The 13,474-nt window shown below is 36.0% G+C and carries 10 protein-coding genes and 1 tRNA gene; 5 read left to right on the forward strand and 6 right to left on the reverse strand.

The annotated features are described in order from the left end of the window. Nucleotides 1-15 precede the first annotated feature (15 nt). Nucleotides 16-339, reverse strand: a complete 324-nt coding sequence (locus tag ACFIMA_RS06730) for an iron-sulfur cluster assembly accessory protein (RefSeq protein ID WP_273791197.1) — start codon at nucleotides 337-339, stop codon at nucleotides 16-18. Between the two features lie 108 nt (nucleotides 340-447). On the opposite strand from ACFIMA_RS06730, the gene ACFIMA_RS06735 reads away from it, so the two are divergent. The 3 genes from ACFIMA_RS06735 (at nucleotide 448) to ACFIMA_RS06745 (ending at nucleotide 6,106) form a co-directional block, all read left to right on the forward strand. Further along, entirely contained in the window at nucleotides 448-1,650 is a 1,203-nt protein-coding gene (locus ACFIMA_RS06735; protein ID WP_375627797.1) for a deoxyguanosinetriphosphate triphosphohydrolase, read from the forward strand. 30 nt (nucleotides 1,651-1,680) lie between these two features. Then, entirely contained in the window at nucleotides 1,681-3,438 is a 1,758-nt protein-coding gene (gene argS, locus ACFIMA_RS06740; protein WP_375627798.1) for an arginine--tRNA ligase, read from the forward strand. A 151-nt stretch (nucleotides 3,439-3,589) separates the two neighbouring features. Continuing rightward, nucleotides 3,590-6,106, forward strand: coding sequence for an SPOR domain-containing protein (locus ACFIMA_RS06745; protein ID WP_375693252.1), 2,517 nt, complete (start codon nucleotides 3,590-3,592; stop codon nucleotides 6,104-6,106). A gap of 177 nt (nucleotides 6,107-6,283) precedes the next feature. Here ACFIMA_RS06745 and ACFIMA_RS06750 read toward each other — a convergent pair whose 3' ends face one another. Continuing rightward, nucleotides 6,284-6,559 carry a hypothetical protein gene (locus ACFIMA_RS06750; RefSeq protein WP_375611528.1) on the reverse strand — a complete coding sequence of 92 codons (276 nt, stop codon included), beginning with the start codon at nucleotides 6,557-6,559 and terminating at the stop codon, nucleotides 6,284-6,286. Between the two features lie 310 nt (nucleotides 6,560-6,869). On the opposite strand from ACFIMA_RS06750, the gene ACFIMA_RS06755 reads away from it, so the two are divergent. Next, nucleotides 6,870-7,976, forward strand: a complete 1,107-nt coding sequence (locus ACFIMA_RS06755; protein ID WP_375693253.1) for a branched-chain amino acid aminotransferase — start codon at nucleotides 6,870-6,872, stop codon at nucleotides 7,974-7,976. Nucleotides 7,977-8,081: 105 nt separating this feature from the next. Here the strand turns inward: ACFIMA_RS06755 and glpX are convergent, their stop codons facing one another. Together glpX and ACFIMA_RS06765 are read right to left on the reverse strand one after the other, a co-directional pair. Beyond that, nucleotides 8,082-9,068 (reverse strand): class II fructose-bisphosphatase, encoded by a 987-nt coding sequence (gene glpX, locus ACFIMA_RS06760; protein ID WP_375693254.1) that lies wholly within the window; start codon nucleotides 9,066-9,068, stop codon nucleotides 8,082-8,084. A gap of 144 nt (nucleotides 9,069-9,212) precedes the next feature. Further along, nucleotides 9,213-10,529 carry a homoserine dehydrogenase gene (locus ACFIMA_RS06765; protein ID WP_375693255.1) on the reverse strand — a complete coding sequence of 439 codons (1,317 nt, stop codon included), beginning with the start codon at nucleotides 10,527-10,529 and terminating at the stop codon, nucleotides 9,213-9,215. 1,336 nt (nucleotides 10,530-11,865) lie between these two features. Between ACFIMA_RS06765 and ACFIMA_RS06770 the strand changes: the two genes are divergently transcribed. Then, nucleotides 11,866-11,940, forward strand: a tRNA-Glu gene (locus tag ACFIMA_RS06770). 89 nt (nucleotides 11,941-12,029) lie between these two features. Here ACFIMA_RS06770 and ACFIMA_RS06775 read toward each other — a convergent pair. After that, nucleotides 12,030-12,422 (reverse strand): helix-turn-helix domain-containing protein, encoded by a 393-nt coding sequence (locus ACFIMA_RS06775; protein ID WP_375616573.1) that lies wholly within the window; start codon nucleotides 12,420-12,422, stop codon nucleotides 12,030-12,032. A gap of 65 nt (nucleotides 12,423-12,487) precedes the next feature. Continuing rightward, nucleotides 12,488-13,273 (reverse strand): DNA adenine methylase, encoded by a 786-nt coding sequence (locus ACFIMA_RS06780; RefSeq protein WP_375693256.1) that lies wholly within the window; start codon nucleotides 13,271-13,273, stop codon nucleotides 12,488-12,490. Nucleotides 13,274-13,474: the final 201 nt, after the last annotated feature.

Genomic DNA, 13,474 nt, shown 5'->3' on the forward strand with positions numbered 1-13,474 from the left:
CACACAGCCATCATTTTAAATTGAGAAACTTACACCACAACCACATGATGAAACAGCATTGGGATTGTGGATTTGAAAAGACTGCCCCATAAGATCATCAACAAAATCAATCTCAGCTCCTTCCATAAAAGGAAGTGATAGTAAATCAATAAACACAACTGCCCCGTCTTTTTTGAGAACGAGGTCATCTTCACACATTTCAGAAACCAAGTCATATTTATAAGAAAAACCAGAACACCCACCACCTTCAACAGAAATACGTAATGCTATTTTATCGGGTTCACGCAAAAGTATCTGTGCAATTTTTTTGGCAGCAACATCTGAAATTTTCACATTCATTTTATATATCCTTGCATTAAACCATCAAGAAAGAGTATCCTACACTCAAAGAGCAGTTTATTTCTCATAAACCACTCTCAATTTTAAGATGATAATAGACAGCTTGCAATGGATATAGGCAATATCAACTTCAATTACCAATCTCGAGCAGTATACAGTGCTCATCCACAAACAAGCCGTGGTCGATTATACCATGAAACGATGAGCACCACACGCTCACCTTTTCAACGAGATAGAGATCGTATTATCCATTCTAATGCATTTCGACGTCTTAAACATAAAACGCAAGTGTTTATTGCTGATGAAAGCGATCATTACCGTACTCGCCTAACCCATTCCATAGAGGTTTCTCAAATTGCAAGAACATTAGCCCGTGCCCTGTGTCTTGATGAAGACCTTGCCGAAGCCATTGCCCTTGTTCACGACTTTGGACACACACCCTTTGGCCATGCAGGAGAAGATGCTCTTAATGAAGCCATGGTACATTATGGCGGCTTTGATCATAATGCACAAGCATTACGCATTGTAACAAAACTAGAACAGCGCTATGCAAATTTTGATGGACTTAACCTTACATGGGAAACCCTCGAAGGACTAGTAAAGCATAATGGTCCCCTTTTAGGTCCTCACGCAAAGAATAAGGAGGTTCCTATCGATATTTTACAATACAATGCAAAGCAAGACCTTGCACTCGATTGTTTTGCAGGGCTAGAAGCGCAATGTGCTGCTATTGCAGATGATATCGCATACAATGCGCATGATATTGATGATGGTCTACGTTCGCAATTTTTAACACTCGATCAATTTGAACATGTTCCACTAACAGCAGCAATATTAAAAGATATAACAGATGAGCATCCCCACCTCGACCAAGCGCGTCGCGGTTACACACTTGTACGAAGACAAATAACAACCATGGTTGAAGATGTTATCAAACAATCACAAGAAAATTTAGCACGCATCAAACCAACAAGCATAAACGATATTCACCAAGCAAAACAAACCATTGTCACCTTTTCACCGACAATGACCGTTTATGAAAAAGAACTAAAAAACTTTTTATTTAAAAATCTTTACTACCATGAACAAGTTCTTAGTCGTCGCAATGCAGCAAAATGCATTGTACAAAAATTATTCAATTGTTATTATGAAAATCCAAATACAATGCCTGAAAGTTGGCAGAGCAAAACAGTGCACTTAAAAAATCAAGAGTTAGCACGTTTGATTGCTGACTTTCTTTCAGGCATGACGGATCACTACGCTCTACGTGAATATCAGCGTTTATTTGACCATACAGATAATTTCGTTTAATGGCTTTTGGCATCATCATGGAAGCTAAATATGAATATCTTTAAAAACTTCGAAAAAAAAATTAAGAGATCAATTGAATTATCTGATATAAAAGGAAAAAATGGAGAAGATCTAGATTTATCAAAAATCACTGTTGATCCTCCGCGTGATTCCTCCCACGGTCATTTATCAACCAATGCTGCTATGGTGCTTGCAAAATCTATTGGAATCAATCCACGTGCACTTGCAGATAAAATCATAGAACTTCTTAAAAATGATTCCTCTATCGAAAATATAGATGTTGCCGGTCCTGGTTTTATAAACATAAAGCTTACAAAATTATTTTGGCAAGATGCTATAAAATCTATGCTTGAATTAGGCACTTCTTATGGTCGTATTCCAATGGGACAAGGAAAATGCGTCAATGTTGAATATGTCTCAGCAAATCCCACTGGACCAATGCATGTAGGACACTGCCGCGGAGCAGTTGTTGGGGATGTTCTCTCCAATTTGCTACAATTTACGGGCTATAACATTACAAAAGAGTATTATATCAATGATGCGGGTCAACAAATCGAAGTCCTCGCCCATTCGGTACTATTGCGCTATCGTGAAGCTCTTGGGCAAGAAATTAATGAAATTCCAGAAGGACTCTATCCTGGAGAATACTTGATACCATTGGGTCAATCGCTTGCTCAAGAGTTTGGTGACCAACTCCTCACGATGGATAAAGATGAAGCCTTATCTCTTGTGAAAGAACGTGCAATTCATGCAATGATGTCCATGATTCGCGAAGATTTGGCTGCTCTTAATATTTATCATGATATCTTTTTCTCTGAGCGAATGCTTTATGCAGATAATGCACGCGCCATTCGTAACACCATCAACGACCTCACTTTAAATGGTTATATCTACAAAGGAAAACTCCCCCCTCCCAAAGGACAAAATACAGAAGACTGGGAACCAAGCGAACAAACTTTGTTCCGTTCAACAAATGTCGGTGATGACCAAGACCGTGTTTTAGTCAAATCTGACGGTTCTTACACTTATTTTGCTGCTGATGTTGCTTATTTTCGGGATAAATTTAATCGTCATTTTGATGAAATGATTTATATTCTAGGCGCAGACCATGCTGGCTATGTAAAGCGGCTAGAGGCAATGGCAAAAGCAATTTCTGGGGATAAAGCTAAATTAAGTGTCTTCTTGTGTCAATTGGTAAAACTTTTTCGCAACGGTCATCCTGTACGCATGTCAAAAAGAGCAGGATCTTTTGTCACTCTACGGGATGTTGTCGAAGAGGTTGGGCGTGATCCTGTGCGTTTTATGATGCTATACCGTAAGTGTGAAGCACCTCTTGATTTTGATTTTGCAAAAGTAACAGAACAATCAAAAGATAACCCCATCTTTTACGTACAATATGCAAGTGCACGTTGTCACTCAGTCTTTCGTCAAGCACAAGAAGCGCTTCATATTAAAAGCTTTTCAAATAATACATTGATTGCCCATCTTCATCGATTAACAGATGACCATGAAATATTGTTAATACGCAAACTTTCTGAATATCCACGTATCATTGAACAGGCCGTAATTCATAAAGAACCGCATCGATTAGCGTTTTACCTTTATGACCTTGCCTCCAGCTTTCACACCCATTGGAATAAAGGGAGTGAAAATCTCAATTTACGCTTTATTCAACCTGATGATAAAGAGTTATCCTTTGCAAGATTAGGATTGATACAAGCTGTTATCAATATTTTATCATCAGGGCTTACCATCATAGGAGTCGAAGCACCCATAGAAATGCGTTGAAAAAGTTCTATAAATACATACAATAGGTACTCTATTGATAAACTTTTTCATGTATCCTTGCATGAGAGGGGGAAAATTTATAATTTTAATATAACAAATCAAAATCAACCATTGATTGCACGTAAGTGCAAACCATCATGTGAGAAAAGCTATGAGCGATAACGATCGCAAAAATCTACACGAAACAAAACACGATCATGAACACCATGATCCTTTAGAAAGGCTTACGCGCATTTTTAATCCGCACAAACAAAGCGGAAACCAAAATGAGCAATCTTCTTTAAAAACAGAACGATCAACATCTCACCCCGAAACATCATCCCATGATGATGATTTTGATTTCTCCTTTCTAGAAGAGGAACTTGAAAAAAATTTAGCACATGACTTACCGTTTGATGATCAAAAAAAACAATGGGACTTGCATGCAACCAGCAACGCAACAGCCTCAGATATTGCACAATCTTCTTCTTTCAACCATTCAAAACAAAATAATTTATCTGAAGAGAAATATTCTTCACCTAGCAGTCATGATGAAGAACAAATTTTAGATGAGCTTTCTCCATTACCAATCCCAAAGAATCAATCACATCAACAGAAAAAAACAGCAACCAATGCTGATCCTTTTCTTGAAAAAAGTAATCTTATGTCACAATCAGAATCAGAAAATTTCTTTTTTGATAAATCTGAAAGGCACGAAAATAAGAGAGAGACGCCAGAAGATGTTGAACAAACCAATCGTTTTTCACAAATAAATTCACAACAACCTGAGACTACGAATATACAAAAAACTTATGAGGACAATCAAAACCTCTATGACACTCCTATAAACCATCCCTATAAAATTTCAGCGGATCAAGAAAATTGGATTAAAAAAGATTATCCTGATGTCTCCTCTTCTACAGAGGAAAATGAGTTTTTCTCATCTTCTAATCTTGTGTCAGAAAGACAAAACACTGCAAGAAATCAAACAACAAGTACCTTCTCCTCACCTTTAGATTCTCCACCAGTTGATAGACAATCTTATTTAAAGGGGGCTTCACAAGAAGATCATACAACCAATTATCCCCATTTTTTTGCAGAAAACCCCTCACAACAAGAAACTTATGGCGAAAAAGTTCCGATATATGATGAGGCTCGAGCCCAATACATCAATAACGCCGAAGGTGCCTCTAACCCAAATAGAGAAATTTCATATAATGAAAATAATTTAGATGAGTTTCTTTCCTCATCCCCCTCTTTAAATACAAAACAAACGGATGGCTTTTTTGCCCATAACTATACGCACAGAGATACTCCCCCTCCCAATGTTGATACTTATAAATTTTCAGAGGAAATCGTAGAAAAAACTGGTCCTATTATGGTTCCAGAAGTCCCGTATGAAGCGCCAGAATATGATGTGCCAACTAATGGTGGTTTAGAAGAAGAATTTGCTGATGTACTCAATGTAGGGAATGTCCCAACGGATAATTTTTCTCAAAAAAAACAGAAAAACGAGGTTTTTAGTGAAGTTTTTCATCAGTCTATGCAAAATTCAAAAGAAGGTGTTTATATAAACTCTAAAGAACAAAATTCCGACTATTTTTCTTCTGCCAATATGGAATATAATTTTCCCTCTTTTAGCGAGAATTCATCATACACAAACTCAGATGAGGTTCCCACACCTCCATCAGCTCCTCCTCCCTTAAAAAGTTTTATTTTTGGTAAAACTTTCATTAAAGTTTTTTTTATACTTATTTTAATAGGACTTGGGTTTGCTGGTTATTCTCATTTTTTTATGCCATCACAAAAAAATGAAGAAACGGTCATTATCCACGCTGATAATACGCCTTTTAAATTCAAACCAGAAACAACTGAAACGAAAAATGATGTTGCACATAATTTAGATATCTATAAACAAACAACTGAACAAAATGAGAAACAAGAAAATACACAACAATTTCTTATTGATAACTCTGAACAACCTGAAAATTTAAAAGAATTAAACCCTGAAGAATCTTCAAGCGTTTCCTCATCGTCTTTAAATGAATCTGATGTTGAAGATGCAGTCACAGAAGCCATAAATCATACTATTCCAATGCGAGAAGTACAAACTGTTATTGTCAATCAAGATGGTACAGTTACACTAGCCCCTGCGCATCAAACAAACAGCAAAACTGCTGCTCAATCTGAAGAAAGCATTGATCAAACTTCTAATGAACTTCAAGATTCGTCCCTTGTTTTGTCGCATGATTCAGATATAAACGACCAAGAAAGAGATCATGATCTCAAAAATAATATTGATAAAATAATCGCAGAAAATAATTCTAGCTCAAATATTGAAGAAAAATTTATCCCTATCCCTTCTCATGCAGAAAGAAATACACAAGTTGAAACACCAGCCGCGTCTCGCCCCATATCACCAAACAGAGTCGCAGCACAAAATTCAGAAAGTTATTACGTACAACTTGCATCTCAACCAACGTATGAGCTCGCTAGAAATTCTTTAAAAAATATGAAATCTAAATTTGGATTCCTTATCGGTGCCCGTTCTTTAAATATTCAATCCGCTTTTATACCAGGAAAAGGTACTTATTACCGTGTTCGGATTCAAGCGCAAGACCGTAATGAAGCCATAATCCTTTGTGAATCCATTAAAAGTTCTGGTGGAAGCTGCTTCATCACACGCTAAACCAATAATGCAACGGTTTTAACAACCGTTGCATTATTTATTTCCATACCATTTAATTACTTATCAAAAACTTCAGAAATTAAAATCATTCCTCTCTTTTTTATGTCTTTGTGCTGACTTTATTCCTTAATCTACGTCGATTTTCGCCCTATCTAAAAGATTATATTTACGAAAAAATTACTCCGTACCCTTATAGGTATAAGGTACAGGAGGAAGCGAATTTAAATCTTTTTTGGGCGTTGTTACACTTTGGCTTGTTTCTGGGGTATTATAACGCGAACTATGTTCAGGAGATTTTGCAAAAAAAGATCCTAAAAAACCAAAAATAAACCAGATAATAACCATCGCAAGAAGAATAGCAAAAATACCCTTAGCGATTGAAACAGGTTGTTCACGACCTCTTCTTTCTGCGGCCATACGTTCTTCATATGTGTGATAATTTTTATCAATCATAGTGGATTCCTTTTCTCAATTCCCTTACCTTTAAATTTCTAGAAAATATGCATATATGAAATTATTCAGATACTTATTGTGAGAAAACGATAATTATAGACAAAAGTTCCAGCTTACTTCATAAAGTTGAGAAAAAGAAGCGAGGATAGAATTAAAATATCTACCCTACTCTAGCCTTTGAATTCTATAATAAACCCCTTTGTATTCTATAATAAAACATTGACACAAAGGTTTTGTTAATAATAGAGTTATAATCAAAATATTTCATTATTTTTATTAATAAAAATGAAACATACTCAAAAGGTTTTTTATGAAATCTCCCATATCATCGCTTCCCTTTAAAATAGAAAAACACCCATCTCCTCTGTCAGAAGAAAAATATGAAGAAATTTTAAAAAGTCCCGGTTTTGGTCAATTTTTTACAGACCACATGTGTACTATTCAATGGACTGAAGACAAAGGCTGGCACAATGCCGTCATTTCTCAATACAAAGCTTTAGAAATTAACCCTGCAAGTACCGTTTTACATTACGGACAGGAAATTTTTGAGGGTTTAAAAGCATATCGTGCAAAAGATGGACGCATCTTGCTCTTCCGTCCTGATGCCAATGCACAACGCTTTATAGAATCAGCACAACGTTTAGCTATGCCAGAATTGCCAAAAGATATTTTTCTGGATGCCGTTTATCAATTAGTAAAGATTGATCAAAAATGGGTTTCTGATCAGCCCAACGCTAGCCTCTATATCCGTCCATTTATGTTTGGCAATGAAAACTTTTTGGGAGTCCGCCCTTCTCAAGAATATCTTTTTTGTGTCATAGCCTCTCCAGTTGAATCCTATTTCAAAGGAGAAGAAAAATCTGTCAGCGTCTGGATTGAAACAGATTATAGTCGTGCCGGTCCAAGAGGAACAGGGGCTGCCAAATGTGGTGGAAACTATGCAGCAAGCTTACTGGCACAAAAAACTGCAACTGAAAATAATTGTAGCCAAGTACTCTTCCTTGATATGATTGAACATAAATGGATTGAAGAACTTGGTGGTATGAATGTCTGCTTTATTATGAACAATAATACACTTGTAACCCCCCCACTTAATGGAACTATCCTTCCAGGGATAACCCGTGATTCAATCTTAAGGTTAGCTCAACAAATGGGATTAAAAATAGAAGAGCGTCCTTATTCTTTTGCAGCGCTTCAAGATGATGCAAAGAGTGGACACCTTAAAGAAGCCTTTGCTTGTGGTACAGCTGCCGTTGTCACATCAATTGGTCGTTTTAGATATAAAGGGGGAGAATTTATTATTGGAAATGAAACAGTTGGAGAAGCTACAAAGCAGCTTCGTACACAATTGGTTGGCATTCAAAAAGGGAACATAGAAGATAAAAATGGCTGGGTACATTCTGTCCAGCTCTCATAATATTTAAGGTATTCTCATATCTATAAACGCTTCCATGAAAGTAGATTCATGGAAGCGTTTTTCCTAGAAAAACTCCCTCTATTTTTAGTGACAAAAAAGAAAGCATTAATCAAATTTCGAATGATTTCTATGCTTTGCTTTAATATTACGGACTGTACCCGTATGGGAGCGCATTACGAGAGTTTCCGTTTGAATGTAACGAGATGTAAATTTAACACCAGAAAGCATATTGCCATCTGTCACCCCTGTTGCTGAAAACAAAACATCACCCTTTGCCATTTCTTCCATTGTATAAACCTTATTGGGATCACTAATCCCCATTTTAGCTGCACGAGCAATTTTCTCTTCTGTATCAAGCAGCAAACGACCTTGCATCTGTCCTCCAATGCAGCGCAAAGCAGCAGAAGCTAAGACACCTTCAGGTGCTCCACCAATCCCCATATAGATATCAATACCTGTTTCTTCTGGATCAGTTGTATCAATAACAGCAGCCACATCTCCATCCCCAATCAAGCGAATCGACGCCCCTGTCGCTCGTACTTCATTAACCATTTTTTCATGACGAGCTCTATCCATAATACAAACAACAATCTGATTAACAGTCACTCCTTTAGCCTTCGCAAGAGCATGTATATTATCGGTAGGACAAGCATCTATATCGACTACTCCCTTTGGATAACCAGGACCAATAGCAATTTTGTTCATATAAACATCAGGAGCATAAAGGAGATTACCCTTTTCAGCAATTGCAACTACTGCCAAAGAATTGGCAATATTTTTAGCACAAAGTGTTGTACCCTCTAGTGGATCAAGTGCAATATCGATCGCCAATCCACTTTGAAGACCTACTTTTTCTCCAATATAAAGCATAGGCGCTTCATCCCGCTCACCTTCACCAATCACCACTGTACCATCAATAGGCAATCGATTAAGTTCCTGCCGCATTGCATCTACAGCAGCTTGATCCGCTGCCTTTTCATCGCCACGTCCGCGCCAGCGTGCAGCAGCAACAGCAGCACGTTCAGTAACACGTACCAATTCAAGCGTCAAAATACGATCAAGTCCATTTAAAATCTTCTGAGTTGTGGGCATATGAAAAAATCCTACCGAATGAATACCAGAAAAAATATGAGTCCTTATTAAATACTAAGAATAAAGTTTTTTGGCAAAGATGAAAATTTTCCACAAGAGATAAAAGAACTCAAGCGTTCCTTTTTGTCATTATCAAGAAAGTTATCAATTCTCTGTCATAGGTTCAATACGAATAAATTGAGATTTTGCAACAAGATGTCCATCTTTTTCAATTTCTGCAAGTGCCTGTCGTACATTCACCTCTGTTGTTTCATGCGTAATTAAAATAATTGTTTTTTCAATTTGATCTTCTACAAAAGATCTTTGAACAATCGACTCCAATGAGATGTGATTATCAGCCATATGCCTTGCGACCGCGGCAAAAACACCAGTACGATCATGAACATTTAAACGAATAAAATAACCACCTGCATGATGCGAAATACGTGCTTTTTTATGAGGAGCAAGTTCTAATGCTGGGCGTCTTAAAACAGGTGCATACTGAAAACCAGAACGTGCTTTTGCTATATCAGCCAAATCACCAATAACGGCTGATGCTGTTGCCTTTCCTCCGGCGCCAGGACCAGAAAACAGTAATTCACCTAATAAATCACTTTGAATAGAAAGAGCATTGGTTACACCATTTATCTGTGCAATCATTGAGGATGTTGGTACCATTGTTGGATGAACGCGTTGCTCTATTCCAGAATCCGTTTTTAATGCAACCCCTAAAAGCTTAATCCGATACCCCAATTCATCAGCTGCTCGAATATCAATTTGCGAAATATTATGAATTCCTTCAACATAAACATCATCTAACGAAACAGCAGTTCCAAATGCCAAGCTTGTCAACAAAGCTAATTTATGAGCAGTATCATTTCCCTCAATATCAAAACTTGGATCTGCTTCAGCATACCCAAGTCTCTGTGCATCTGCTAAACAATCTTTAAATGAAAGACCTTCCGTAAACATGCGTGTTAATATATAATTACAGGTTCCATTGAGAATACCATAAATTCGCGATATGCGATTACTAACAAGTGATTCTCTCATCGCTTTGATGACAGGAATCCCCCCTGCAACAGCTGCTTCAAAATGAAGAAAAACACCTTTTTTTTCTGCAATTATAGCCAGCTCTACTCCATGTCGAGCAAGAAGAGCTTTATTGGCTGTTACAACATGATGTCCCGCCTCAAGCGCTCTCTTAACAGCGGTATACACCACATCCAATTCACCACCAATTAACTCTACAAAAACATCAATCTCATCAGAAGCAGCCAACTCCACAGGTGAATCAAACCATTTTATACCACTAAGATCAATTCCACGATTGCGACCTTTATCACGCGCACTAACAGCAACAACTTTGATGAATCGCCCACATTGACAAGCTAAACTATTCGCTTTTTCAAATAGAGTTCGAACAACTGAAGTACCAACTGTACCAAGTCCCGCAACGCCAACTTTTAAAGCTTCTGCCATATTCTAACCACTGATCCCTATCTTCATTGAAGAATCGTTTAAATGATGTGCCAATCAACACAAAGAACATCTATATCCATAAGAACAAAAGAAATATCCCGCTCTATTCACTTTATTTTCTCCAATAGAATTATCCCCGCTTATTCAATCAACATTCCTAAAAATATAATATTTATTGTCTTCAAAGATTTCAGAATCTTTATAAAATATTTAATTCAGAATGAAAATCTGTAAAACTGATAAATGCAAGTTGCCATAAAGAAAAGTTCTAAAAAATAATCAATAACAAGTTAAAGAATATTGAAGACTTAGTAAGAAAGAATAAAAATATCTCTTCTAAATCGACAAATATGGAACAAAAAACATTCTTTCATATGATAAATTAAGAGAATGGATAAAATAAAGTAGTTCGGTCAATAATAACACATTCCTTCCTACCATTCCATAGCTTAAACTATAAATCTTTAATGCAAAAATCTTAACGCACTCATATATCAAAATAGAACCTTACATTAAAGTAAAACACAAGACTTAATATGCACACACCATAATTCTAAAATATTATAAATATGGAAAATAAATTTGCAAAATTCGAATATTTTATCTCAACTTATTGCCACCTCTTTAAAAAACTAGCGAATTGAAATGACAAAAATCTCAATCTGCCCTTTATCGACGCTAATTCATTTTCAAATCAAAAACCTTCTCAATATGTAAAAGAGCAAATGAATGGTTTTTAATTTTAAAAATTTTACAGACATGTAAAAGTAAATATGAAAAAATATTTTTTTATATTTTCTATAAAAATTGCTTTAATATTTTCATTTTTATCATACAGATATCTATTTATATTTTGTTAAACTGCAAATAATCTATGGATTATTCATAGAAAAACTTTTGTATTATTTGTTAATTTGGTAATAAATATTGTCTTTCCACTTCATAAATTATACAGTTTTTGCTTTATGATAAGCTCAAATGAGAAGTCTTTCTGTATAAAGGCTCTTTCAAGCAAGTTAAATAATATTCTCATGTGGTGAGCAAAGATAACAAGCGATAAAATATGCAAAAAATAAATACATTAAAAATGCTGTTTTTGATCATTTTTGCCTACTCCTCAAAACTGAAAATATCATTCCCTGAGATGATACCCACATCAAAATTTTCTATCAATCATGATAACTTTATATTTTTTCTACAAAAAATCTTAGAAAACAAAATGATCTAAACAGGAATCGCTCAAAAATTATTCAATAAAACACACTTTTTTCAAAAAAAATGACACAGAGGGCTTGCGAAGTAAAAAGATCCTCTCTATAAGCCTCATCATTGGTTTGCGCCCATCGTCTAGCGGTTAGGACATCGCCCTTTCACGGCGGAAACAGGGGTTCGATTCCCCTTGGGCGTACCATGTTTCTTTTTTCTGTACATAATCTATTGATTTTATATATCTTTTTAAAAGTACGGGATACGTAAATAAAAGTTAGGGAATAGGATTTTCTAACATTTGTCTACAACAGTAGCATTTTCTTTTCTTTGCGCTTCGCTAATCATCTCTAATAATGTTTTGAATGCTTCTAAATCCTCTTGTGAAAAATCTTTTAAAGTTCTAAAAAACATGCCAACAGTTTTACGCCTCAACGGATCAGAAGTCTTGATTGTAAAACTTTTGCGACAAGCATCCGATTCTCTTCTCAAAATTTCTGCTACCTCTTGATCTAAAGCATAGAGTTCAATTATCTTTTCCTCCAGTCCTACAGGAACAGATTTTTTGCCAATCTCGACAGAAGATAAAAATGCTACAGATATGTCTAATTTCTTAGCCATATCTAAGAGGCGTTCTGAGTGATCAATGCGAAGTTTCCGTAAAATTTTACCAAAAGATGTAACCATATAAAAAGTCCTATTAGAGAAGAAATATTTTCTTCTGATTCTAACAAATCTTTTTATGATTTTCTTCAATTATTACGAATCAAGAGTTCTTTTCGGGGTGGTTTTTTAGCAAAACCAGAGGTCCAAAGGGTCTCTAATTCTAAAAAGTCAAAATCCTTAAAAATCTCTCGAACCGCATCACAATCATTCAGACTCAAGACAAATTTGCCTTGTATGCTTTTGAGAACTTTTGCCATACTCACAAAATCATCTTCAACAAAATTCCCAGAGCTGTAACACTTCTTCTTTACAAAATAAGGCGGGTCTAGGTAAAATAAACTGTCGGGTGCATCAAATAGCTCGATAACCCGTTCCCACGACAAATTTAAGATCGTCGTATCAAGAAGCTTCTGTCTAACACGTCTCATCCTTGATAATAGCTTTTCGGGATTAAATGCTATAGGCTTTTTCCTTCCAAAACTAAAAGAGACATAATCTTTTTTCCCATACATCACACAACGTTGGAGAAACAAAAAGCGAGCAGCTCTTTCAACTTTGGAAAGGCTTTCTGGTTCAATCGCCGCAAGTTCAAAAAACAACTGTCTTGAACAAACAAACCATTCTAGTCGTTTGGCTAAATCATCAAAGTCATTTTGAACACATTGAAACAGATTCGTGATCTCTCCATTCAAATCATTAATAACGGAATATTTTGCTGGTCCTTTATTTAGGAAAATAACACCAGAACCTAAAAACGGTTCAACATAGGTTTCATGGTCAATGCTATTTAAAATCGGTATAATTTTCTTACGCAGATAGTGTTTACCACCCATCCACGCAAACAATGTTTGTGTAAATTCTTGTTTCATCATATTTTTAAAGGAGAGATTTGATATCTAACTTTTTGTTAACCATCTTTTAAGATGTGAGAAGCTATTCTCTATGGCGTCCACGCAACGGGAAAAATCGATAATAAACATAAAGACAATAAAGGCTATCAATTTCATGATGCGTGACATCATCTTTAAGCCTTGATAGGTCTCTATCATCTCGTGAAGGAGCTGTTGTTCTGT

The organism is Bartonella sp. AP88HLJMH, assembly GCF_042195605.1.
GTDB lineage: Bacteria > Pseudomonadota > Alphaproteobacteria > Rhizobiales > Rhizobiaceae > Bartonella.